General features: G+C 63.3%; 25 protein-coding genes. 18 read left to right on the forward strand and 7 right to left on the reverse strand.

Annotated features, from left to right (window positions below):
* Positions 1 to 189: 189 nt before the first annotated feature.
* Complete coding sequence (locus AB7I51_RS11920; protein ID WP_428404500.1) at positions 190 to 885, forward strand: ceramidase domain-containing protein; 696 nt, start codon at positions 190 to 192, stop codon at positions 883 to 885.
* Here AB7I51_RS11920 and AB7I51_RS11925 read toward each other — a convergent pair.
* The gene (locus AB7I51_RS11925) at positions 840 to 1439 is read right to left on the reverse strand and encodes a CPBP family intramembrane glutamic endopeptidase (RefSeq protein ID WP_428404499.1); all 600 of its coding nucleotides are present in this window, start codon (positions 1437 to 1439) and stop codon (positions 840 to 842) included. The genes AB7I51_RS11920 and AB7I51_RS11925 overlap by 46 nt on opposite strands.
* Before the next feature lie 317 nt (positions 1440 to 1756).
* Here AB7I51_RS11925 and AB7I51_RS11930 point away from each other — a divergent pair, with 317 nt between their 5' ends.
* The 5 genes from AB7I51_RS11930 to AB7I51_RS11950 all read left to right on the forward strand — a co-directional run bounded on the left by AB7I51_RS11930 (position 1757) and on the right by AB7I51_RS11950 (position 4351).
* The gene (locus AB7I51_RS11930; RefSeq protein WP_428404498.1) at positions 1757 to 2092 is read left to right on the forward strand and encodes an AtpZ/AtpI family protein; all 336 of its coding nucleotides are present in this window, start codon (positions 1757 to 1759) and stop codon (positions 2090 to 2092) included.
* A gap of 58 nt (positions 2093 to 2150) precedes the next feature.
* Positions 2151 to 2918 (forward strand): F0F1 ATP synthase subunit A, encoded by a 768-nt coding sequence (locus AB7I51_RS11935; protein WP_428404497.1) that lies wholly within the window; start codon positions 2151 to 2153, stop codon positions 2916 to 2918.
* A gap of 45 nt (positions 2919 to 2963) precedes the next feature.
* Positions 2964 to 3185 (forward strand): F0F1 ATP synthase subunit C, encoded by a 222-nt coding sequence (locus AB7I51_RS11940; protein ID WP_409978748.1) that lies wholly within the window; start codon positions 2964 to 2966, stop codon positions 3183 to 3185.
* 96 nt (positions 3186 to 3281) lie between these two features.
* Positions 3282 to 3860 (forward strand): ATPase, encoded by a 579-nt coding sequence (locus AB7I51_RS11945; RefSeq protein WP_428404496.1) that lies wholly within the window; start codon positions 3282 to 3284, stop codon positions 3858 to 3860.
* 11 nt (positions 3861 to 3871) lie between these two features.
* Positions 3872 to 4351 (forward strand): ATP F0F1 synthase subunit B, encoded by a 480-nt coding sequence (locus AB7I51_RS11950; protein ID WP_428404495.1) that lies wholly within the window; start codon positions 3872 to 3874, stop codon positions 4349 to 4351.
* Between the two features lie 181 nt (positions 4352 to 4532).
* Here AB7I51_RS11950 and AB7I51_RS11955 read toward each other — a convergent pair whose 3' ends face one another.
* Positions 4533 to 5132 (reverse strand): hypothetical protein, encoded by a 600-nt coding sequence (locus tag AB7I51_RS11955; RefSeq protein ID WP_428404494.1) that lies wholly within the window; start codon positions 5130 to 5132, stop codon positions 4533 to 4535.
* A gap of 31 nt (positions 5133 to 5163) precedes the next feature.
* Positions 5164 to 5664, reverse strand: coding sequence for an invasion associated locus B family protein (locus AB7I51_RS11960; RefSeq protein ID WP_428406242.1), 501 nt, complete (start codon positions 5662 to 5664; stop codon positions 5164 to 5166).
* 366 nt (positions 5665 to 6030) lie between these two features.
* Here AB7I51_RS11960 and coxB point away from each other — a divergent pair, with 366 nt between their 5' ends.
* From coxB to AB7I51_RS12010, 10 genes are all read left to right on the forward strand, one after another.
* Positions 6031 to 6894, forward strand: coding sequence for a cytochrome c oxidase subunit II (coxB, locus tag AB7I51_RS11965; protein ID WP_428404492.1), 864 nt, complete (start codon positions 6031 to 6033; stop codon positions 6892 to 6894).
* Between the two features lie 55 nt (positions 6895 to 6949).
* Complete coding sequence (gene ctaD, locus AB7I51_RS11970; protein WP_428404491.1) at positions 6950 to 8611, forward strand: cytochrome c oxidase subunit I; 1662 nt, start codon at positions 6950 to 6952, stop codon at positions 8609 to 8611.
* Between the two features lie 105 nt (positions 8612 to 8716).
* Positions 8717 to 9649 carry a heme o synthase gene (locus tag AB7I51_RS11975; RefSeq protein WP_428404490.1) on the forward strand — a complete coding sequence of 311 codons (933 nt, stop codon included), beginning with the start codon at positions 8717 to 8719 and terminating at the stop codon, positions 9647 to 9649.
* Positions 9650 to 9694: 45 nt separating this feature from the next.
* The gene (locus tag AB7I51_RS11980) at positions 9695 to 9871 is read left to right on the forward strand and encodes a CoxF (protein WP_428404502.1); all 177 of its coding nucleotides are present in this window, start codon (positions 9695 to 9697) and stop codon (positions 9869 to 9871) included.
* A gap of 4 nt (positions 9872 to 9875) precedes the next feature.
* On the forward strand, positions 9876 to 10472 hold the full coding sequence (locus tag AB7I51_RS11985; RefSeq protein WP_428404489.1) for a cytochrome c oxidase assembly protein: 597 nt from the start codon (positions 9876 to 9878) through the stop codon (positions 10470 to 10472).
* A gap of 76 nt (positions 10473 to 10548) precedes the next feature.
* Positions 10549 to 11439 (forward strand): cytochrome c oxidase subunit 3, encoded by an 891-nt coding sequence (locus tag AB7I51_RS11990; RefSeq protein WP_428404488.1) that lies wholly within the window; start codon positions 10549 to 10551, stop codon positions 11437 to 11439.
* 72 nt (positions 11440 to 11511) lie between these two features.
* Positions 11512 to 11889 (forward strand): DUF983 domain-containing protein, encoded by a 378-nt coding sequence (locus tag AB7I51_RS11995; protein ID WP_428404487.1) that lies wholly within the window; start codon positions 11512 to 11514, stop codon positions 11887 to 11889.
* Positions 11886 to 12626 (forward strand): SURF1 family protein, encoded by a 741-nt coding sequence (locus AB7I51_RS12000; protein ID WP_428404486.1) that lies wholly within the window; start codon positions 11886 to 11888, stop codon positions 12624 to 12626. The genes AB7I51_RS11995 and AB7I51_RS12000 overlap by 4 nt, the downstream gene beginning before the upstream one ends.
* Positions 12627 to 12883: 257 nt before the next feature.
* A complete protein-coding gene (gene thrC, locus AB7I51_RS12005) occupies positions 12884 to 14290 on the forward strand; it encodes a threonine synthase (RefSeq protein ID WP_428404501.1) in 1407 nt (468 codons plus the stop codon).
* A gap of 21 nt (positions 14291 to 14311) precedes the next feature.
* Positions 14312 to 14914: a GNAT family N-acetyltransferase gene (locus tag AB7I51_RS12010; RefSeq protein ID WP_428404485.1), complete on the forward strand. Its 603-nt coding sequence runs from the start codon at positions 14312 to 14314 to the stop codon at positions 14912 to 14914.
* 213 nt (positions 14915 to 15127) lie between these two features.
* Here AB7I51_RS12010 and rph read toward each other — a convergent pair whose 3' ends face one another.
* Positions 15128 to 15841 carry a ribonuclease PH gene (gene rph / locus AB7I51_RS12015; RefSeq protein ID WP_428404484.1) on the reverse strand — a complete coding sequence of 238 codons (714 nt, stop codon included), beginning with the start codon at positions 15839 to 15841 and terminating at the stop codon, positions 15128 to 15130.
* 172 nt (positions 15842 to 16013) lie between these two features.
* Here rph and AB7I51_RS12020 point away from each other — a divergent pair, with 172 nt between their 5' ends.
* On the forward strand, positions 16014 to 18098 hold the full coding sequence (locus AB7I51_RS12020; RefSeq protein WP_428404483.1) for an elongation factor G: 2085 nt from the start codon (positions 16014 to 16016) through the stop codon (positions 18096 to 18098).
* A 3-nt stretch (positions 18099 to 18101) separates the two neighbouring features.
* Here AB7I51_RS12020 and AB7I51_RS12025 read toward each other — a convergent pair whose 3' ends face one another.
* Both AB7I51_RS12025 and AB7I51_RS12030 read right to left on the reverse strand, forming a co-directional pair.
* Entirely contained in the window at positions 18102 to 19409 is a 1308-nt protein-coding gene (locus AB7I51_RS12025) for an SCP2 sterol-binding domain-containing protein (RefSeq protein ID WP_428404482.1), read from the reverse strand.
* A 48-nt stretch (positions 19410 to 19457) separates the two neighbouring features.
* Complete coding sequence (locus AB7I51_RS12030; protein WP_428404481.1) at positions 19458 to 19910, reverse strand: MarR family winged helix-turn-helix transcriptional regulator; 453 nt, start codon at positions 19908 to 19910, stop codon at positions 19458 to 19460.
* Positions 19911 to 20034: 124 nt separating this feature from the next.
* On the opposite strand from AB7I51_RS12030, the gene AB7I51_RS12035 reads away from it, so the two are divergent.
* Positions 20035 to 20244 carry a hypothetical protein gene (locus AB7I51_RS12035; RefSeq protein ID WP_428404480.1) on the forward strand — a complete coding sequence of 70 codons (210 nt, stop codon included), beginning with the start codon at positions 20035 to 20037 and terminating at the stop codon, positions 20242 to 20244.
* Between the two features lie 376 nt (positions 20245 to 20620).
* On the opposite strand, the gene AB7I51_RS12040 is transcribed toward AB7I51_RS12035, so the two are convergent.
* The gene (locus tag AB7I51_RS12040) at positions 20621 to 21226 is read right to left on the reverse strand and encodes a L,D-transpeptidase (RefSeq protein ID WP_428404479.1); all 606 of its coding nucleotides are present in this window, start codon (positions 21224 to 21226) and stop codon (positions 20621 to 20623) included.
* Positions 21227 to 21271 lie beyond the last annotated feature (45 nt).

Consider the following 21271-nt stretch of genomic DNA (forward strand, 5'->3'; position numbering starts at 1 on the left):
TGTCATCGCCCGCATCGCCGATCACCCGATCTCAAAGCTCGACGAACTGCTCCCTTGGAAATGGGAGAAAGCCGCGCCTCACGCCGTCGCCGCTTAGCCACCCCTGGTCATAAGATCACGCTTACTCCCCTTGAAGGGGAGGGTGGAGATCGTCGTCGCGCCGTAGCATTTGGGCCGCTAGAGTCGTTCATGGATTGGCGCGCGCCGGTGATCGATTATTGCGAGCGGCAGAGTTCGGCCTTCTGGGCCGAGCCGGCGAACGCCTTGAGCAATTTCGCCTTCGTCATTGCCGCCGCGGCCGCCTTTCTGCTTTGGCGACGGCGGGGCCGGGCGGATTATCCTGCGCTCGCGCTCATCATCGTCACCGCGTCGGTCGGCGTCGGCAGCTTCATCTTTCATACCGTCGCGACGCGCGGCGCCATGCTGCTGGACGTGATCCCGATTGCGATTTTCATCTACGGCTATTTCCTGCTGGCGCTGCGCCGCTTCTTCGGACTGAAGCTGGCGCCGGCGACGGCGATCACGCTCGCCTTCGCCGCCCTTTCATTTTCCGTAACGACGATCAAGGCGTTCAATGGTTCGGTCGGCTATCTGCCGGCGCTCGTCGCGCTGTCGATCTTCGCCGCGCTGCTTTGGCTGCGAAGCGGCGAGCGCGAGACCGCCCGCGCGCTTGGCGCCGCTGCGGCTCTCTTCGCGGTCTCGCTCTTCTTTCGCACGATTGACCGCGCCATCTGTCCGGCCTTTCCGCTCGGCGCGCATGTTCTTTGGCACATGCTCAACGCCTGCGTTCTGTGGTTGCTGCTGCGTGCGGCGATTCTCGCCGGACCGCGCCGCGGCGATCAAGCGAGCCCGATCCAAAAGGCGAAAGAGCCGACCGCGGCGTGAGATGCCGTTAACGGCCAGACGTTGCGGGTGAAGAGATAGGCGGTGCTCCACGCCACGCCGGCGAGAAACGTATTGGCGAGCAGGACGGGATCGCCATAGGCCGCATGCATCAGCGAAAACACCGCCGACGAAAACAGGACGTAATTGCGTCCGCTCATCTGCAGCCGGTCGGCGATCAGCTTGGGGATCGAGCGGCAGACGACTTCCTGGCAGGGGCTCGACACGAGCGCATAAAAGGGCGCGAAGGCGATCCAATTCGGCGGCGCATGCGGATGGCTGAAAAACTGCGCCTCGACGACGACCGCCGCCAGCAGCATGCAGGTCAGCGCGCCGCAGATCAGCCAGGCGCGCGCGCCTCTCGGCAGCCCGAGACCGAGTTCGGCGAAGGAATAGCCGCCCAGCACGCAGGCGGCGATGCAAAGGAGAGAAACGACAAGCAGCGCTTCAAAGCGCAAATGAAAGGACAGCGCGCCGCCGGCGATGGCGAGGCTCGGCGCGAGCAACAGCAGCGTGAAGGCGACGATCGGCGCCAGGGAACGGAGAGGGAGCGTCATAAAAGCGCAACAATTTCGAGGCCGTCACAGTTCCGCGCCCGCTTGCGCCGGCGGGCCCGGAATTTGACGCGCCGCGGCGCCTGATCGGACAGCAGATCGTCGCAGGCCGAAAAATATCAAATAAATACAGTTGGTTATGCTAACGAGCCTCGCCTTGACTAAATCAAGGCCCGCAAATATGTTGCGCCCGGCTCGAAAGGCTCGGCCGCAAGCCGAGAGTTTCGCGCCATCTCCCGAACGGTTCGACTTTCCCGTCGCGCGGCGTCGCGCCATCGTTAAATTTTGCGCATGGCGCAATAGGCGAGGCGAGAAGGCCGATGAGCGACGAGAACGAAGAGGACGCGGAGCGCGCGGCGCTCAATGCGCGGCTCGAAAAGCTCAACGCGGCCTTGCGGAAGGTCGACGAAGAGCGGGCCGCAGAAGCGGCGCCGCCGGTAGAGCGCAAGGGCTTTACGCGCGCGATGCGGGTGGGGCTCAACGCCTTCTCCGAATTCGTCGGGGCGGTTTTGGTCGGCGCGGTGATCGGCTGGCAGGCGGACAAGTGGCTTGGCACGACGCCGTGGCTCCTGATCGTCATGCTGGGGCTGGGCGTCGCGGCGGGTTTTTGGAACGTCTATCGCGTGGCGAAGCCGAAGGGGCCGGGCGAGGACTAGAACGAAAGGGCGCGGCGACGCGCCAAGCGGGGCCGGGCGGCGACGCCCGGAAAGAGCGATGAATCCGGAAGAAGCAGCCGCCAAGCCCAATCCCATCGAGCAGTTCGAATTGCATCGGCTGTGGCCCTTCGAGATTCAGGGCATCGAGACGTCCTTCACCAACGCGTCGCTCTTCATGCTGCTCGCCGCGCTCGGCGTCGTCGCGCTGATGATCCTCGCGACCTCCAAGAAAGCGATCGTGCCGGGCCGCGTGCAGGCGATGGCCGAAATGCTTTACGAATTCGTCGCCGGCATGGTGCGCCAGACCGCCGGGACGGAAGGGATGAAATTCTTCCCCTTCGTCTTCACGCTGTTCTCCTTCATCCTCATCGCCAATCTGATCGGGCTCGTTCCCTACACCTATTCGGTGACGAGCCAGATCGTGGTCACCTTCGCCTTCGCGATCGTGGTGATCTCGCTCGTGGTGCTTTACGGCCTCTACCGCCACGGCTTCGGCTTTCTCAACCTTTTCGTGCCCCATGGCGTGCCGCTGCCCGTGCTCGTCGTGCTGGTGCCGATCGAGATCATCTCCTTCCTGTCGCGGCCGGTGTCGCTCTCCGTCCGTCTCTTCGCCAATATTCTCGCTGGCCACATCACGCTCGCAGTATTCGGCGGCTTCGTGGTGATGCTGCTCGGCGCCGGCGTCTGGGCGGCGCTCGCGCCGGTGCCGCTGCTCGCCATCGTCGCGCTCTATGCGCTCGAACTGCTTGTCGCCTGTCTGCAGGCCTTCGTCTTCAGCGTTCTTACATGCGTCTATCTCAACGACGCTATTCACCCGGGCCACTGATAAAGATCGAACAATAAACGTCGCCCCATTCAGCAGGAGTAAGATATGTCAGAAATGCAACTCGTCGGCGCCGGACTCGCGGCGATCGGCACCGGCGCGGCGGCGATCGGCGTCGGCATCATTTTCGGCAATTTCGTCAACGGCGCGCTGCGCAATCCGTCGGCGGCAGCCTCCCAGTTCACCAACGCCATCATCGGCGCGGCGCTTGCCGAAGGTCTGGGCATCTTCGCCTTTCTGATCGCGATCCTGCTGTTCCTGAAGGCGTGACGTTGCGCGCCCGGCCCCTCGCGGCCGGGCGCTCGTTTTCCTTGCGCTTTAAGCGCCGCGCGGCCGCCGCGCGGCCAATGTTCTAAGGCTTGGATCATGTCCATGGCGATCATCTCTTCCGCTTTCGCCGCCGAGGGCGAGCAGGAAACGCATGAGTCCGTCGGCGCCGGCGAGGCGCATCACGAAGGCGCCTTTCCGCCCTTCCAGACGGAGAATTTCGCGCCGCAGATTTTCTGGCTCGTCGTCATTTTCGGACTGCTCTACGTGCTGATGTCGCGCATCGCGCTGCCGCGCGTCGGCGGCATCATCGAAAATCGCGGCGCAAAGATCGCCGGCGATCTCGGCGCGGCGCGCGACATGCAGTCGAAGGCGCAAGCCGCCGCCGCCGCGAATGACGAGAATCTTCGCCGCCGACGCGAAGAGGCGCAGGCCATCGGCCGCGACGCGCAGAACAAGATCGCCGCTGAGACCGCAAGGCAACGCACGATCGCCGAATCTGAAGCGGCGGAGAAAATCCGCGCCGCCGACGAACGCATCGCGAGCGCAAAGACGACGGCGCTGGCCAATGTCGAGCAGATAGCTGTCGACGCCGCCGCCGCCATCGTCGAGAAGCTCACCGGCGCCAAGATCGATCAGTCCGCGCTCGCTAAGTCGCACGCGACGCCGTCGAACTGAGGAGACGCTCAATGCATTTTGACGCGGAATTCTACGTCGCCGTCGGTTTTACCATCTTCGTTCTCGTCATGCTCTGGGTCGGCGCGCATTCGAAGTTCGCCGCGCTGATCGACGCGCGCATCAACCGCATCAAGGGCGAGCTCGCGGAGGCCGAACGCCTGCGCAACGAAGCGGAAACGTTGCTCGCCTCTTTCGAGCAGAAGCGGGCTGAAGCGGAAGCAGAGGCCAAGGCCATCGTCGCGCAGGCGAAGGAGGAGGCGGAAATGATCGCCGCCGAAGGCCGGCGCCGTCTCGATGAGTTCATGGCGCGCAGGGTCAAGCAGGTCGAGCAGAAAATCGCTCAGGCGGAGGCGCAGGCCTCAGCCGAAGTGCGCGCCGCCGCGGCCGACGCCGCCGTCAAGATCGCCGAGCGCGCGATTGCGGGCGGCGTCGCCGCCGGCAAGGATTTCGTGGCCGACGGCATCAAGGAATTGAAGTCGCTCGCCCACTGATCCGGATTCCGGAGGATCCGTTCGCTGGGACCGTGTCATTCCCGGCAGGCCGAAGGCCTGACCGGGAATCCAGAGCCAATCCAAAAACGCTGGTCTTGCTCGGGATTCCCGATCGCGCTTCGCGCGTCGGGAATGACGTCCGAACCGATCAAACGTATGCCGTATGATTGGTCGCGGCGGTTTAGCCGCCGCGGCGCTTTTTCTCGACGGCGGGCTTCTCCACGCCCTGGGTGAAGCCGACGAGTATTTCGTAATCGTCCTGCGCGCGCGGGCTCATCACCGGCACGGCGATCGGATCGGCGATCACCTGAAATTCGGCTCGCGTTCCGCCATTTGGAATCGATGCGCTCACGCGATAGATTTTCGAGGCGACGAGCGTGTCGTCTTTCTGCCGTCGAATCGCCACCCGCAGATTGGCGCCATAGACGCCGGGCTGGCCGGCCGCGCCGAGCACAGCTGAACCTTCGATTCCCACTCTGATCGTCAGATGGCCGCCGTCGATGATGCACTGACGCGCCGTTTCGCCGAGCGAGAGCTGGTAGCGCACATTGGCGGCGTCGGCGTCGGGCGGCGAACGCTGCATGGCCGCGCCGCTGTCGATGAAAACCTCGGGACAGTCCGGCGTCGCGCCGGCGGGCGGCGGTTCGCCTTCTTTCTGTCCGCCGCCGAAAATGGCGGGCACGCGAATCTTGGGCAGTTCGAACGCCGCGACGGTAGCGGGCATCAGCGCAAGCGATGTCAAAAGCGCGCAGGCGAGGCGCTCGCGCCGCGTGGTTTTCATGGCCTTGGCCCTCGCGCTGTTTGCGAAACCATTACGGCAGCTTTGCGAATCCATCCTTGAATCCCTGCAGGGTCAGCGGCAGCCCGATGCCTTCTTCCGGAACCTGATGGATGATGAAAGTGGCGATCTTGCCACTCTTTAACTGATCGATCAGTTTGTCGTCCATCGTCACATCGGCGAAGCAGCCCGAGGGCAGGCATTTGACGAAGCCGGCGCGCCCGATGTCGGTCTGGTCGATCTTCAAGCCGAGCCCGTTAGGCAGAAGCACGCCGAGCGGCGCGATCACGCGCAGCAATCGGCTTTTGCCGTCGCTGGTCTTGAGCACCTGGATGACGAGAAAAATCTGGGCGTTGTCCTCGGCGATCAGCCTTTGCACCAACGCGCATTGTTCGGCCGCGGCGCCCGCAGGCGTCTCGCAGCGCATTTCCCAGTCGCCGAATTTGGCTTTAACGGCGGCGGCTTGCGCATGGTTCGAGACCGCGCCGAGGCCGAGCAAAATCGCCCCTCCCGCCGCCGCGACCCGATGTCGCATCAGGCGCCCAATTTTTGCAACGCGCGAGGGCTTCATTCTGTCTCCTGAAAGACGGCGCCGCGCTGGTTCCAATTCAGCAATCAGAGTGAAAGCAGTCGGTCGCCGCGCGCCTTTGGCGCGACCTGTCGTTGCCTATCAAATGGACTTTAACTGTCAAGATCGCCGACGCCACGCCGCATTGTTTGGCAAAGGCTTTGGCGCGACGATTTGTCTGTCGAATCCGGCTTTGCAAGCGATTGCGCGTAGCGGCGGATTGTGATTGAACCGGCCGACTACCGAGCGGGGCGGGCTTTGGGCAGGCCGCGAACGGAAATCACAAAAAGAACAATGACTGGCTGGCGAAGGGTTCCGAAGAAGGCGGCTTTGATGTTTCACGTCAATCAACAGATGCTGACGCGCGGCGCATTGGCGGCCGCCACGACGATTCCCGCGATGTTGTGCGCCAGCGTCGCGCTTGCGCAAGTTGAGGGACAGCCCGTCCCAGGCGGCCTTGGCCTTCCGAATATGGTCACGCCAGTCGGGCTGGGCACGCAGCAGTTATACAACATGGTGCTGATGCCGATCATTTCGTTCATCGCGCTGTTCGTCCTGGGTCTGTTGGTCTATGTCTGCTACCGCTTCAATGAGCAGGCGAACCCCGTTCCGTCGAGGCTGACCCACAATACGCCGCTTGAAATCATCTGGACCCTGATTCCGGTCCTGATCCTGCTGTTCATCTCGGTCCCGTCGCTGCGGCTGCTGGCGGAGCAGGTTGAAGTGCCGGAGGCGTCTGTTACGATCAAAGTGACGGGGAACCAGTGGTATTGGTCATACAAATATCCTGAGGATCAGGGCGGCGGCTTCGGCTTCGATCAGATGCTGAAGCCCGAGTCAGAACTCCAGCCCGGCGAGCTTCGCCTGCTGACGGTCGACAACGAAGCCCTCGTGCCGGTCAATGAGGTCATCGCGGTCCATGTCACGTCGAACGACGTCATCCACGCGTTCGGCGTTCCGTCCTTCGGCGTTCGCATGGACGCGATCCCCGGCCGGTTGAACCAAACTTGGTTCAAGGTCGAGAAGGAAGGCGTCTATTACGGCCAGTGCTACTTCATCTGTGGCAAGGACCACGCCTATATGCCGATCGTGATCCGCGCGGTCAGCCGTGAAAAATACAATGAGTGGCTCGCCGAATCGAAGCAGAAGTTCGCCGCGGCCGGCGCGCGCGTGCGGGTCGCCGCTGACAGCCGCTGAACGGCCGCCGAAACGAGACGCAACGGAACATAACTAGTCTTCAAGGAACATGACGATGGCGAGTTCGACGATGGCCGGGGCGCATGATCACCCGAGGGGTTTGCGCCGATTCCTCTTCTCCACCAACCACAAGGACATCGGCACGCTCTACATCATTCTCGGCACGATCGGCGGCGTCGTCGGCTTCCTGCTGTCGCTCGGCATGAGGCTTGAGCTCGCCTACCCAGGCGTGCAGATTTTCCCGGGGCTCGCGGAATTCCTGCACGGGGCCGATCCGGAGATGGCGCTGGACGCCGGCAAGAATCTCTACAACGTGTTCATCACGGTGCATGGCGTGCTCATGATCTTCTTCATGGCCATGCCCATTCTCATCGGCGGCTTCGGCAATTGGTTCGTGCCGATCATGATCGGCGCGCCGGATATGGCCTTCCCGCGCCTCAACAACATCTCATTCTGGCTCCTCGTCTCTGCCCTCGTTCTCGCCGTCATTTCGATGTTTGTCGAGGGCGCGCCGGGCATGAAAGGCTTCGGCGGCGGGTGGACGTTCTATCCGCCGCTTTCGTCGAACACCGGCACGCCCGGCCCGTCCATGGATTTCGTGATCCTGGCGCTGCATCTCGCCGGCGCATCGTCAATCCTCGGCGCGATCAATTTCATCACCACGATCTTCAACATGCGCGCGCCCGGCATGACTCTGCACAAGATGCCGCTGTTCGTATGGTCGATCCTGGTGACCGCCTTCCTGCTGCTGCTCGTTCTGCCGGTGCTCGCCGGCTGCGTGACGATGCTGCTCACCGACCGCAACTTCGGCACGATGTTCTATGACCCGTCAGGCGGCGGCGATCCGCTGCTGTTCCAGCACCTGCTGTGGTTCTTCGGCCACCCAGAAGTCTACATCGTCATCCTTCCGGGCTTCGGCATCATCAGCCAGGTGGTGTCGACCTTCTCGAAGAAGCCGGTGTTCGGCTATCTCGGCATGGCCTACGCCATGGTCTCGATCGGCGTGCTCGGCAGCATCGTGTGGGCGCACCACATGTATACGGTCGGCATGTCGCTCAACGCCCAGCGCTACTTCACTCTGGCGACGATGGTAATCGCGGTGCCGACCGGCATCAAGATTTTCTCCTGGATCGCGACGATGTGGGGCGGATCGATCTCCTTCCGCGCGCCGATGGTCTGGGCGATCGGCTTCATTTTCGTGTTCACGATGGGCGGCATCACCGGCGTCGTGCTCGCCAACGCCAGCGCCGACAAGCAGTTCCACGAAGGCTACTATGTCGTCGCGCACTTCCACTACACGCTGTCGCTCGGCGCGGTCTTCGCGCTCTATGCGGGGTTCTACTATTGGTTCCCCAAGATGTGCGGCTACATGTATTCGGAGCCTTTGGCCAAGGCGAATTTCTGGCTGCTGTTCATCGGCGTCAACGTCGTCTTCTTCCCGCAGCACTTCCTCGGGCTGGGCGGGATGCCGCGCCGCTACATCGACTATCCCGACGCTTACGCGTTGTGGAATCTGGTGTCGTCCTTCGGCATGATCTTCGTCACGCTTTCCCTGATCGTCTGGTTCTATGTGATCATCGAGACGTTCATGAAGAAGCGGGTGGCCGGCGCCAATCCCTGGGGCGTTGGCGCGACGACGCTGGAGTGGACTCTGCCGTCACCGCCGCCGTTCCACCAGTTCCAGGTTCTGCCGCGCATCAGCGGGCCGGGCCGGTGACGAAACAAAACGTCGGCGCAGGAGATTTCGCGCCGGCGCTACATGCCGGCCAAGATACGGGCGCCTGCGCCGCATCTCGGCCGAATAGGTTCAGAGTGAAACGCCATGAGCGACGCATCCTATCTGCATGAGGAACAGGCTCCGCGCATCTCGGTCGCGTCGCCTTCGGACTATTTCGCGCTTCTGAAGCCGCGCGTCATGTCGCTCGTGGTGTTTACGGCGCTTGCCGGCCTGTTGCTCGCGCCGACGCCGCCGCATCCGCTGATCGGCTTTGCCTCGCTTCTCGCGATCGCCGTCGGCGCCGGCGCGTCCGGCGCGCTCAACATGTGGTACGACGCAGACATCGACGCGCTCATGACGCGCACGCGCAAGCGCCCGATCCCTGCCGGACGGCTCGATCCCGAGTCGGCGCTCGCCTTCGGCCTTGTGCTCGCGACGCTCTCGGTCTTCACGCTCGGCTATGTCGCGAACTGGTTTGCTGCGGCGCTGCTCGCCTTCACCATTCTCTTCTACGTCGTGATCTATACGATGTGGCTGAAGCGTTGGACGCCGATGAACATCGTCATCGGCGGCGCCGCCGGCGCGCTGCCGCCAATGGTCGGCTTCGCCGCCGCGACGGGCGAGATCAATCTCGCGAGCGTCGTGCTGTTTGCGATCATCTTCATTTGGACCCCGCCGCACTTTTGGTCGCTCGCCTTGCTGAAAAGCGAAGAATACGGTCGCGCCGGCGTGCCGATGCTGCCCAATGTCGCCGGCGAGGACCGCACCCGTCTCGAAATCCTGATCTACGCTCTGGCGCTCGCGCCGCTCGGCGTCGCGCCCTGGCTGCTGGGCTTCGCCTCGCTCGCTTACGGGCTTGTCTCGATCGGCTGCGGCATCGCCCTCGTCGCTCTCGCGACGGCGGTCTTCAAACAGCGTGAAGGCGAGGCGGCCCGCCGGGCGGCGCGCCGGATGTTTTTGTTCTCGATTCTCTATCTGTTCGTGCTGTTCCTCGTGCTCGTCGTCGAGCAGACGGCGCATGTCTTCGCGCTGATCTGAGCGGCCAATCGGATGGTGAAGAACATGACCGACGCAGGCGACAAGATGAAGGAGCGCGCAAGCGGATTTGGCGGCCCCGGGGTCGTTCTGACGGAAGAGCAGGCGCGCAGCCGCCGCCAGCGCAATATCGCCATCGGCGCGACGATCGCTCTGCTCGCCGTGCTGTTTTACGCCGTCACCATTGTGAAGTTCGGCGCAGCGATCATCAATCGGACGATCTGAAGCCATGAACGCGCCGGCGCCTCATTCACGCAATCGTCCGCGGTTGATCGCGGCGGCGCTGATCGTCGGCGCGACGGCGATGCTCGTTCTGTCTTTCGCTTCGGTTCCGCTGTACCGGGCCTTTTGCGCGGCGACAGGTTTCGGCGGCACGCCGAAGGTTGATCTCGCCGCGGCGCCAATCGCCCCCGGCGAACGCGTGCTGACCGTGCGTTTCGACGCCAATGTCGCGCGCGATCTGCCGTGGCGCTTCGAGCCCGAGGTCGCGAAAGTTTCGCTGCGCACCGGCGAAACCAAGACCGTCTATTACAAAGTCGCCAATCTTTCCGATCGCGAGACAAGCGGTCAGGCGGCCTACAATGTCGCGCCCGGCCAGGCCGGCGCCTATTTCGTCAAGGTCGCCTGTTTCTGCTTCGAGGAGAAGCGGCTCGGTCCGCATGAGGCCGAGGAATGGCCGGTGGTTTTCTATCTCGATCCGGCGCTCGAGCGCGAAGAGGGGATGCGCGGCGTTCGCGAGATCACGCTGTCTTATACTTTCTTCGCAACCAAGGACTCCGCGCCTTCGAAGACGAGCGAGACGGCCGGCGCAAAGCCGAAGGGATGACGCGCCGCGCAGTTTGGCGCGCGGCGAACTAAGGAGAATGGCCGGGATCGCCGGCCGCTGGACAAGGATAAGCAAGATGGCGGACGGACACGCGAAACCCGAACACGACTACCATTTGGTCGATCCGAGTCCGTGGCCGATCGTGGGCGCGTTCGCCGCGCTGATCACGGCGATCGGCGCGGTCATGTGGATGGCGCAGCACAAGGGCGCGCCGATCGGCGGCATGACCTTTGGCGGCATCATGTTTTTCGTCGGCTTCGCCGGCATACTTCTGGTGATGTACGCCTGGTGGAGCGACATCATCCATGAAGCGACCATCGGCGGATTTCACTCGCCGGTCGTGCGGCTGCATCACCGCTACGGGATGATCCTGTTCATCTTCTCGGAGGTGATGTTCTTCGTCGCCTGGTTCTGGGCGTTCTTCAATTCGGCGCTGTTTCCTGACGACGCGGTCCAGGTCATGCGCACCGAATTGTTCCAGGGCGTCTGGCCGCCAAAGGGCGTCGAAGTTTTGAGCCCCTGGAAACTGCCGTTGCTCAATACGATCATTCTGCTCAGCTCCGGCGCGACTCTGACCTGGGCCCATCACGGCCTTCTGGAAAATAACCGCGACACGCTGAAGAAGGGTCTGATCGCGACGATCGCGCTTGGTCTGCTGTTTACGACGATCCAGGCCTATGAATATATCCACGCGCCTTTCGCTTTCGCCTTCGATCCGGCGAAGCCGGCCGCGACGAACTACGGCTCGACCTTCTTCATGGCGACGGGCTTTCACGGCTTCCACGTGATCGTCGGCACGATCTTCCTTCTCGTGTGCCTGCTTCGAGTCTTCAGGGGCGCCTTCACGCCGGATCAGCACCTCGGCTTCGAATTCGCCGCTTGGTACTGGCACTTCGTCGACGTCGTCTGGCTGTTTCTGTTCGCCTGCATCTACGTGTGGGGGAACTGGGGCGGGGTCATGGAATAGGCGTCTCGCCGCCCGATCTGAACATTGGACGGTCACGGGCGCGCCCGTGACCGTTTTCGTTGGAGGCCCAATATGTCAGAAGAGCATGTCTATCCGCCGCTGTCGGTCTATGTCGACGGCGCCCTCGGCAGATGTCCGCGCTGCAGTAAGGGACACATGATCAAAGGCCTGCTCGCGGTCGCGCCGAAATGCGAGGTCTGCGGGCTCGATTTCTCCTTCGCCGATGCGGGCGACGGCCCGGCGATCTTCGTCATGACGATCGTCGGCTTCATCGCCATCGCAGTGCTGTGGTATGTCGAGGTGACCTATCAGCCGCCCTATTGGGTGCATGCGGCCATCCTTGTGCCTCTGTCGGCCGTGCTTTGCATCGCGTTGCTGCGGCCGATGAAGGGTCTGCTGATCGCGCTGCAATATTTCAACAAGGCCGAAGAAAGCCGCCATCAGTCGTGAGCCCTCATGCGCGCGCGCTTTTGTGGCCGACGATCTCCACCGCCCTGCTTTTCGCGTTGCTGGTCAGTCTCGGGTTTTGGCAGGTGCGGCGATTAGGCGAGAAAGAGGCGCTGATCGCGCGCGTCGAACAACGCGCCACGCAAGACCCACAACTGATTCCCCCTCCCGAACGATGGGCGACGCTTCGTGCCGAAGACTATGACTTCATGCATGTTCGTGCGACCGGGCGCTTTGTCGGCGGCGGCGATGCGCTCATCTTCACCGCGCCGCCGGAGGGCGCAAGCCAAGAGCCGGGCTATTTACTGGCGACGCCTTTCGAGTTGACGGGCGGCGGCGTCGTGCTCGTCGATCGCGGTTTTCTTCCGGCTTCAAAAGCCAATGATGCTGCTTTGCGCGCGGCTCCTTCCGGCGAGGCGACGCTGGTCGGCGTGCTGCGCGCGCCGGAGCGGCGCAACCCTTTCACGCCCGCCGATGAGCCGGAGAGGGGCGTGTTCTTTGCGCGTGATCCCGCCGCGATCGCCGCAGCGCTGAAACTGACCGACACCGCGCCTTTCGCGCTGGTGATCGACGCCGCTCCCGCCACGGCGTCTGACTGGCCGCGCCCCGTCGGCGGCGTTCCAACAATCGCCAATAATCATTTTTCATACGCCGTTACGTGGTTCGGCCTGTCCTTCGCGCTTCTGGTCATTTTCGCGCTTTACGCGCGCGGCGTCCTCGCGCGCGCGGAGGCGCCGTAGCCTCGGTCTTGCAGCGATGACGAATATGCTATGAAAAGGCGCAGAACGTCGAACGCCGCTTGATCCGTTCGCTGGGCTGTCATTCCCGACAGGCCGGAGGCCTGATCGGGAATCCAGAGCCTACCCAGGAGCGCTGGCGAGCTCTGGATTCCCAATCGCGCTCCGCGCGTCGGGAATGACCCCCGAACGGCTCAGAAGGAAGTCGCAAAAACATGCGCGTCGCAATTGGCGCGCAAGCCGCATCGATGGATCAAAGGTTGCGCTATCTCTCAACGCGCGGCGACGCCGCCCAGCTTGGCTTCGACGATGTTCTGCTTGCCGGTCTTGCGACCGACGGCGGGCTCTATACGCCGCTCGCCTATCCGCGCGTGGCGCCTTCCGACATCGCTGCGCTCGCCGGACGTCCATACGCCGAAGCGACGGCGCGACTGATCGCGCCTTATCTCAGCGAGACCTTTTCGCCCGACATTCTGCGGGCGCAAACGGCGAGCGCCTATAGCGAATTTCGTCATTGCGCGATCGCGCCGCTGACGCAGATCGCGGACAATCTGTTCATTCTGGAACTTTTCCACGGGCCGACTCTCGCCTTCAAGGATCTGGCGATGCAGCTCCTTGGGCGCATGATGAATCATGTGCTCGAAAAGCGAAATCTGCGCGCCACCATTGTCGGCGCGACATCGGGCGACACTGGCGCCGCGGCGATCGAGGCATTCAAGGGACTGGATCGCGTCGACGTCTTCATTCTTTTTCCGCACGGCCGGGTGTCGGATGTGCAGCGCAAGCAAATGACCACGGTCGCCGACGACAATGTTCATACGATCGCGCTTGAGGGTTCTTTTGACGACGCCCAGACGATATTGAAGCGGCTGTTTCGCGACGCCGAGTTTCGCACGCGGGTCGGCTTGGCCGGCGTCAATTCGATCAACTGGGCGCGCGTCGTTGCGCAGACTGTCTACTATTTTACGAGCGCCGTCGCTCTCGGCGCGCCGCATCGGCACATTTCCTTCGCCGTGCCCACCGGAAATTTCGGCGACGTGCTCGCCGGCTACGTCGCGAAGCGAATGGGTCTACCCGTCGAGAGACTCCTTGTCGCCACCAACGCCAATGACATTTTGGCGCGCGCGCTCGCCGGCGGTCGTTACGAGCCGCGCGGCGTGACGCCGACTCAGTCACCGTCGATGGACATTCAGCTTTCATCTAACTTCGAGCGCTTATTGTTCGATGCGACGGGACGCGATTCGGCCGCGGTCCGCGCCGCATTCGCTTCGCTCGATCAGTCAGGAGCTTTCGACATTCCGGCTGAGGCGGTTGCCGCAATCTGCGCCGAATTCGACGCGCTATCGGTCGGCGAAACCGAGACCACGGAGGAGATCCGTCGCACCTGGCGCGAGACCGGCTATGTGCTCGATCCGCATACGGCGACCGGCGTCAGCGCGGCGCGCGCGCGCCTCGCGAAGGACCCTGCGACGCCTGTCATCGCGCTGTCGACCGCGCATCCGGCGAAGTTTCCGGACGCCATTGAGCGCGCGATCGGGCTGCGCCCGCAGCCGCCCGAAAATATTGCGACGCGTCTTGACGCGCCAGAGCGATTCACGATTCTTGAAAATGACGGCGCGCGAATCGCCGAATTCATTTTGCAGCACGCGCGCGCGGCGAAGAGCTGACAAGTTCTGGCAAGGAGCACGATGGCGATCTTTAGCGTAATCGGACGCCGCGACCTGCCGATCAAAGGCGAGGGCCTTTATCTGCGCGCGTCGGAAATGCGCGATTACGTCGAATGGGCCGAACTGCGCGAGAAGAGCCGCTCCTTCCTGACGCCGTGGGAGCCGCTCTGGCCGATTGACGATCTGACGCGGGCGAGCTTTCGCTATCGCGTGCGTCGTCACGCCGAGGAAATGGCGCGCGACGAAGCCTATTCCTTTTTCATCTTTCGCGATGAGGACGACGCGCTGATGGGCGGCCTCTCCTTCGGACATGTCCGGCGCGGCGTGTCGCAGGCGGCGACGCTCGGCTATTGGATGGGCGAGCCTTATGCGGGCAAGGGCCATATGACCCGCGCCGTTCGCGCCGCCTGCGCCTATGCCTTCGAAAAGCGCGGCTTCCATCGCATCGAGGCGGCGTGTCTGCCGACCAACGAACCGTCAAAGCGATTGCTGGAGCGCGTCGGCTTCAAACAGGAGGGCTATGCGCGCTCCTATCTCAATATCAACGGCCAGTGGCGTGACCATTTGCTTTATGCGCTGCTCGAAACCGATCCGCAGCCGATCAATCCGCCATCGGTGGCGTGACAGATACGGCTGGTCCGACGGCTCTGATGTCATTCCCGACGCGCGGAGCGCGATCGGGAATCGAGAGCAAAAACTGAGTTTCTGCCTCGGCTCTGGATTCCCGGTCAGGCCTTCGGCCTGCCGGGAATAACGCCGTCCAAGCGAATGGATCAGCCGGAATGCGCATCAATTCCGATCGCGCGTTGCGCGCGTCGGGAAGGCTGCTGATGCAGCTTAAGCGAGCGCCGCTTTTTGCAGCGCGACAAGATCGGCGACGCCTTTTTGAGCGAGGCCCAGCATCGCCGAAAGCTCATCTTGCGAAAAGACCGCGACTTCCGCCGTCGCCTGAATTTCGACGAGGCCGCCGGAGCCGGTGATGACGAAATTGGCGTCGGTCTCGGCCGTCGAGTCTTCGGCGTAATCGAGGTCGATCACCGGCGTCGCGTTGAAAATGCCGCAGGAGACTGCTGCGACTTGATCGCGCAGCGGGCTTTCCTTGACGATCGACCGCGACCGCATCCAATCGAAGCAGTCATGAAGCGCCAGCCAGGCGCCGGTGATCGAGGCCGTACGGGTTCCCCCGTCGGCCTGGATCACGTCGCAGTCGACGACGATCTGCCGCTCGCCGAGCGCCGACAGATTGGTGACCGCGCGCAGCGAACGGCCGATGAGGCGCTGGATCTCCTGGGTGCGTCCGGAGAGCCGGCCGGCGGCCGCCTCGCGCCGCGTGCGGGTATGCGTGGCGCGCGGCAGCATGGAATATTCGGCCGTCACCCAGCCACGGCCCTGGCCGCGCAGCCATGGCGGCGGCTTGTCTTCGAGCGACGCCGCGCAGAGCACCTGCGTATTGCCGAATTTCACGAGGCAGGAGCCCTCGGCGTAGCGGGCGACGCCGCGCTCGAAACTCACTTGGCGCATTTCATCGGGCGCGCGTTTGCTGGGGCGCATAACAGCTCCGTTGACGTATTGGTCGCGCCTTCTATCGCGCTTTCGGCGGCCGTGGAAGCGCCGGTCGCGCCGCGCCGCGGTTTGTGCGCCCCGGCTTGCGCTCACGGCCGCATGGTGAAACCATGAGCTAACGGGGCCGGATAAATCAGGCTCCGACAATAAGGAGGGAGTGATGGGCCAAACGTCGTCCCAAGGAGCGAATTCGCACGAGGCGAGAGCACAGGGCCCCCGGCTGATTGCGCTGGCGGGCCCTTTTCAATGCGGCAAGACCACTCTTTTGGAGGCCATTCTCGCCCATGCCGGCGCTATTCCCCGGCAAGGGGGCGTCGCTGCGGGCGCGAGCGTCGGAGATTCAAGTCCGGAAGCGCGCGCCCATCAGATGAGCGTCGAGTCGAACGTCGCGACCGTCGACTATATGGGCGATCGCTACACGTTTGTCGATCTTCCGGGCTCAGTCGAATTCGCTCATGAATCGCGCAACATCCTGCCCGCGGTCGACGCCGCGATCGTCGTCTGCGAGGCCGACCCCCGCAAGATTCCGGCGCTGCAGCTCATTTTGCGCCAGCTCGAAGAATTTGGCGCGCCGCATTTCATTTTCCTCAACAAGATCGACGCCGCGACCATCGACGTGCGCGAGGCGCTGAACATTCTGCAGCCGGCGTCGCGCACGCCGCTGCTGCTGCGGCAAATTCCGATCTGGAACAATGGCGTCGCGGTCGGCTTCATCGATCTCGCGCTGGAGCGCGCATTTGTTTACCGCGAACACGCGCCCTCCGAGGTTATCGACATTCCCAAGGGGGACGCGGCGACCGAGAAGGAAGCGCGCTACTCGATGCTGGAGCGTCTCGCCGACTATGACGACGCTTTGATGGAAGAGCTGATTTCTGACATCGAGCCGCCGCGCGACCAGGTCTTCGATGATCTCACCAAGGAATTGCGCGCGGGGCTTGTCGCGCCGCTTTTCATCGGATCGGCCGAACGGGGAGCCGGCGTCACGCGGCTCTTGAAGGCGCTGCGTCATGAAGCGCCGGGAATCGACGCGACCAGGGCGCGGCTCGGCGTTGGCGACAGCGGCCCGGCGCTCGCGCGCATCATTCGTACCATTCACACGCCGCATGGCGGCAAATTGTCGGTCGCGCGCGTGCTGCGCGGCGCCATTGCGGACGGGAGCACGGTCGCTTCGCCGCAGGGCGAGGATCGCATTTCGGGCATGTCGCGTCTGATGGGCGCGACGACCGGTAAAATGACCGAGGCGAAGACCGGAGACGTCATCGCTCTTGGTCGTCTGGATCATGCGCAGACCGGCGACAATATCGTCGCCGACGCGCGAGCGGGCGCCGAGGAGTTGAAGGCCACTCGCGCGCATATTCCCGATCCCGTGCATGCTTTGGCGCTCAATGTGAAGGACCGAAAGGACGAGATGCGGCTTGCCGCGGCGATGGGGAAGCTCATCGAAGAGGATCCATCGCTCGTCTTTGTTCATGACCAGGAGCTGTCGCAGATCAAGCTGTTTGGCCAGGGCGAGATGCATCTGCGCGTCACGCTGGAACGCCTCGCTTCGCGCTTCAACGTCGCGGTCGAGTCCTCGAAGCCGACGGTCGCCTATCGCGAAACGATCCGCCATAAGGTCACTATTCGCGGCCGCCACAAGAAGCAGTCCGGCGGCCACGGCCAGTTCGGCGATGTGGTGATGGAGATTGCGCCGCGCGGCCGCGGCGAAGGATTCGCCTTCAGCGAACGCGTGCACGGCGGCGCCGTGCCCAAGCAATATTTTTCGTCGGTCGAGGCCGGCTGTCAGGACGCTCTTCTGCATGGCCCGCTGGGCTTTCCGGTCGTCGACGTCGAGGCGGTGCTGACCGACGGCTCCTATCATACGGTCGATTCTTCCGACATGGCGTTTCGCACCGCGGCGCGAATCGGCATGAGCGAAGCTTTGGAGAAGGCCGAACCGATCCTGCTCGAGCCGGTGCTCGCGGTCGATATTTTCGTGCCGAGCGACGCCATGTCACGCGCAACCGGCATCGTTTCGGCGCGGCGCGGCCAGATCATGGGCTTTGGTCCGCGCGAGGGCTGGGAAGGCTGGGACAGGCTCGAAACGCTGATCCCCGAGGCGGAGATGGACAATCTCATCGTCGAGCTGCGTTCGGCGACCGCCGGCTCGGGCTTCTATCAGGCCCGCTTCGACCATCTCGCGGAAGTCGTCGGCAAACAGGCGCGCGATATCGTCGCCGCCCATGCGAAGGCGAATGGGGGATGAAGCTCAGCCCCGAAAGCAACGGCCGAAGGCGAGAAGCAGGCGCGGGTCGCCGCGCAGCCTGATCTTGCCGCGCAGCAGCGCCCAGATGAGGCTCGTCTCCTTGTGCAGGAAGCGCAGCCAGGTCTCGGAATCGGCGGTCACGGTCAGTCGCGATGCGCCGACAAGCCCTTCGGCGACGCGAAGCTGCCTGTTGGCGATCGCGATCGTGGCGCTGCGGCGTTCCGCGCCGGTGAAGACGAAGTGATAGACCGCGTCGAGGCCGGTTGATTTGCCGCGCTGGAAGACGAGTCTCAATCCCGACAGAAAGCTCTCGATCGTCGGGGGACGAAACGGCGCGCCGTCGACTTGTTTCAATTGCTTCTGCGGAAACCGGCGCGGCACATAGGCTTCGGCGTCGGAGCCGGTGGAGACGTAAACCGTCTCGACCTTTTTCTGCAGCGGATCGACGACTTCCTGCAGATAGCGTCTCTTATCCGCCTGATAAGCGCCGATGACATCGGAGCCCGCCGGGCACACGGCCATGCAATAGCCCGCCTTATAGTTGGGACCGAAGGCGAGGCTCTGCCACATTGAGACGGTCTCGGGGTCGCTGACTTTGGCGCGATAGGCGCGCGCGCTTTTCGCCTCGACGACCGACTCGGTCCAGTCTGAGAAGCCGCCCATGAACTCGCGATAATTATGGGTGTAGCAGGCGCTAAAGTCGAAATGTCCATCCGGCGCGATCGCGCCGGTCGGACAGGCGGCGACGCAGAGCTTGCATTCGAAGCACGGATTGAAGTCGAGCGGCTTGGCGCACGCCTCAAGGTCGATCTCGACCGCGACCGTGCCGAGCAGAAGAAAATTGCCGAATTTGGGATGGATGACGTTGCGATTGATTCCCATTCGTCCGAGACCAGCGGCGACGGCGACCGGCTTATGCGAGATGACCCACATTTTCTCCGGCCATCGCGACGCTTCCATCGGAAAACCCATCGACGGATAGGCGGCGCGCACGCCCCGCGCCTGAAGCGCGAGAGCGATGCGGCGCGCGATGTCGTCGCAATCGTCGCCCGAATGATGAAATTCGAGATTGGCGGCGGAACGCGCGGCGCTGCGAATGTTCTCGCGATTCATCCTGACGACGAAAGAAATGAGCGTGCGCGCGAAGGGAAAGGCGGCGAGAATGTCGATGCGCTGATCGTCAAGCGCCGGATCGTCGAGCGAAACAAGGCCGACGTCGTCAGCGCCGGCCTGCAAGGCGATGTCACGGATCGCGTCCGCGTCGAGTTCGGCGGCGGCGTCAGGGGCGGGGGAGTGGCAAGGATGGATCATAGTTGCATATACCCCTTTTTACGTGCGCGCGTGTCAGCTAGCGATGTCTTAGTCCGACGACGTCGCATCCATCAGCGCGCGCAGTTCCGATAACAGCTTCTGCAGACGTTCGGCGCCGAATTTCTTCTCGACCGAAGACTGCGCTTCCCGCCAATGCGGCAGCGCATTGGCGAGCGTCGCTTCGCCGAAGGGCGTGAGCGCAATCTTGCGGGTGCGGCGGTCGTCGCCGGTTTTCACCTTCACCAGTCCGCGCTTCTCCAAAACCGCTAGGTTGCGGGCGAGCGCGCTACGTTCAAGGACAAAGGCCTCGGCCAATTTGCTGACCGTCGCGCCGCCGGTGAGCGAGCAGGCGACGAGCAGCGAATATTGAGTCGGCTCCAGTCCGGTCGCCGCCATGAACTTCCCGTAATGGCGCGTCATCGCGCGGCTGGCGCGGCGAATATTGGCGGCCGCGCAGTTTTGCGCACAGAGCCTGACGTCGGTCGGATTCAACTGAGTCATATTATATGTATATACCCCTTTATTCGCGCCGTCAAGCGCGGCTGGGGCGTGGCCTGTGCGCGAAAGCACAGCGTGCGAAGGCGTTTTGGATGATGGTCGGCGCCTCTTTGCAGGGAACGATGACATGCGAATGTTCATATTTCTGGTGGCCGCGACCCTTGCCATGTCGTTCAGCTTTTATTCGAGCGCGAATGGGTTGAAGGGCGTGTCGCACTCGGCGCCGCAGGCGGAAAGCGTTGGCGCCAATCCGACGCCGCGATGCTTCAAGAGCAAGAAGATGCGGCACACGGCGAACGGCGGATGCGTCATGAAGGGCAAGCGCCGCAGCGCATAATTCGCGGCGCTCGATCCTTGGGCTGCGTCATTCCCGGCAGGCCGAAGGCCTGACCGGGAATCCAGCGCCAATCCAAGAACGCCGGTCTTGCTCTGGATTCCCGATCGCGCGCGTTGCGCGCGTCGGGAATGACAAACCCGAGCCGTTCAAACGGAATTCGTATCACCTATCCATGCTCTTGGATCAGCGGACGCGGCGCGGATGGCGCGGCTTGTTCTGGCGGATTCTCGTTTCTGCACAGATGGAGCGGATTGATCAGGCGAAGCGCGACCGGCGGAAAGGCATGTTCCCCGCGGCGCCGAGGCGACACGGGGTTCATTCCGAAGCCGGAAGGATGGAGGGCGTCGTCCGCCCCCGATCGTCTGGCGACTGCCGCTTACCGCATCATCACCACGGTGGCGCCGACCGCGACGCGGTCGTAAAGATCGACGATATCTTCGTTGAGCATGCGGATGCAGCCATAGGAGGCGGCGGAGCCGATCGACTTGCGCATTTTCTGCGTGGTTCCGTGGATCGCGACCTGGCCCTCGCTGAGCGTCATGGCGCGCACGCCCATCGGATTGTTCGGCGCGCCGCCGGGGATCACCTCGGGCAGTTCCGGATGGTCGCGCTTCACGTCTTCCGGGGGCGCCCAGTCAGGCGCGACAAATTTGCCGTTGATCTGCACGACGCCCGACCATTCCTTGCCGGCCTTCGGCACCGCGACCCTGTAGGCGATGGCGTCGTCCTGGTCGACGATGAGATAGAGCTTGCGCTCGTGCTCGCTGACGACAATCGCGCCCGGATTGAGATCGGAGGGATAGTGAACGAATTCGCGGGCAGCGGCGGCCTGCGGCGCGGCGGCGGCGCCGATGACGGCGGCGGCGAAAGCGATCTGGGCGATTTTGGAGGTCCGGCGGTTCATTGTCTTGCGCTCGATGTTCGGTGTCTCGATGAGCGCGTTGTAGAAGAGGGCCGGCTGCAACGCCGTGCGGAGGCGCACGCGGGCGTTAGCGCCGGCGACCCTTTGATGATGATCCTGGCCGCG

Source organism: Methylocystis sp. (genome assembly GCF_050246715.1).
GTDB lineage: Bacteria > Pseudomonadota > Alphaproteobacteria > Rhizobiales > Beijerinckiaceae > Methylocystis.

What these genes read in the sequence shown, in the direction of transcription:
- AB7I51_RS11995 (WP_428404487.1), top strand. Translation starts at nt 11,512, where the DNA reads ATGTCAGAAGAGCATGTCTATCCGCCGCTGTCGGTCTATGTCGACGGC.
- AB7I51_RS11960 (WP_428406242.1), bottom strand. Translation starts at nt 5,664, where the DNA reads ATGCGACATCGGGTCGCGGCGGCGGGAGGGGCGATTTTGCTCGGCCTC.
- AB7I51_RS11940 (WP_409978748.1), top strand. Translation starts at nt 2,964, where the DNA reads ATGTCAGAAATGCAACTCGTCGGCGCCGGACTCGCGGCGATCGGCACC.
- AB7I51_RS11950 (WP_428404495.1), top strand. Translation starts at nt 3,872, where the DNA reads ATGCATTTTGACGCGGAATTCTACGTCGCCGTCGGTTTTACCATCTTC.
- AB7I51_RS11925 (WP_428404499.1), bottom strand. Translation starts at nt 1,439, where the DNA reads ATGACGCTCCCTCTCCGTTCCCTGGCGCCGATCGTCGCCTTCACGCTG.
- AB7I51_RS11920 (WP_428404500.1), top strand. Translation starts at nt 190, where the DNA reads ATGGATTGGCGCGCGCCGGTGATCGATTATTGCGAGCGGCAGAGTTCG.
- coxB (WP_428404492.1), top strand. Translation starts at nt 6,031, where the DNA reads ATGTTTCACGTCAATCAACAGATGCTGACGCGCGGCGCATTGGCGGCC.
- ctaD (WP_428404491.1), top strand. Translation starts at nt 6,950, where the DNA reads ATGGCGAGTTCGACGATGGCCGGGGCGCATGATCACCCGAGGGGTTTG.
- AB7I51_RS12030 (WP_428404481.1), bottom strand. Translation starts at nt 19,910, where the DNA reads ATGACTCAGTTGAATCCGACCGACGTCAGGCTCTGTGCGCAAAACTGC.
- AB7I51_RS11945 (WP_428404496.1), top strand. Translation starts at nt 3,282, where the DNA reads ATGTCCATGGCGATCATCTCTTCCGCTTTCGCCGCCGAGGGCGAGCAG.
- AB7I51_RS12025 (WP_428404482.1), bottom strand. Translation starts at nt 19,409, where the DNA reads ATGATCCATCCTTGCCACTCCCCCGCCCCTGACGCCGCCGCCGAACTC.
- AB7I51_RS11935 (WP_428404497.1), top strand. Translation starts at nt 2,151, where the DNA reads ATGAATCCGGAAGAAGCAGCCGCCAAGCCCAATCCCATCGAGCAGTTC.
- AB7I51_RS11985 (WP_428404489.1), top strand. Translation starts at nt 9,876, where the DNA reads ATGAACGCGCCGGCGCCTCATTCACGCAATCGTCCGCGGTTGATCGCG.
- AB7I51_RS12010 (WP_428404485.1), top strand. Translation starts at nt 14,312, where the DNA reads ATGGCGATCTTTAGCGTAATCGGACGCCGCGACCTGCCGATCAAAGGC.
- AB7I51_RS11980 (WP_428404502.1), top strand. Translation starts at nt 9,695, where the DNA reads ATGAAGGAGCGCGCAAGCGGATTTGGCGGCCCCGGGGTCGTTCTGACG.
- AB7I51_RS11990 (WP_428404488.1), top strand. Translation starts at nt 10,549, where the DNA reads ATGGCGGACGGACACGCGAAACCCGAACACGACTACCATTTGGTCGAT.
- AB7I51_RS12035 (WP_428404480.1), top strand. Translation starts at nt 20,035, where the DNA reads ATGCGAATGTTCATATTTCTGGTGGCCGCGACCCTTGCCATGTCGTTC.
- AB7I51_RS11930 (WP_428404498.1), top strand. Translation starts at nt 1,757, where the DNA reads ATGAGCGACGAGAACGAAGAGGACGCGGAGCGCGCGGCGCTCAATGCG.
- AB7I51_RS11955 (WP_428404494.1), bottom strand. Translation starts at nt 5,132, where the DNA reads ATGAAAACCACGCGGCGCGAGCGCCTCGCCTGCGCGCTTTTGACATCG.
- AB7I51_RS12020 (WP_428404483.1), top strand. Translation starts at nt 16,014, where the DNA reads ATGGGCCAAACGTCGTCCCAAGGAGCGAATTCGCACGAGGCGAGAGCA.
- AB7I51_RS11975 (WP_428404490.1), top strand. Translation starts at nt 8,717, where the DNA reads ATGAGCGACGCATCCTATCTGCATGAGGAACAGGCTCCGCGCATCTCG.
- rph (WP_428404484.1), bottom strand. Translation starts at nt 15,841, where the DNA reads ATGCGCCCCAGCAAACGCGCGCCCGATGAAATGCGCCAAGTGAGTTTC.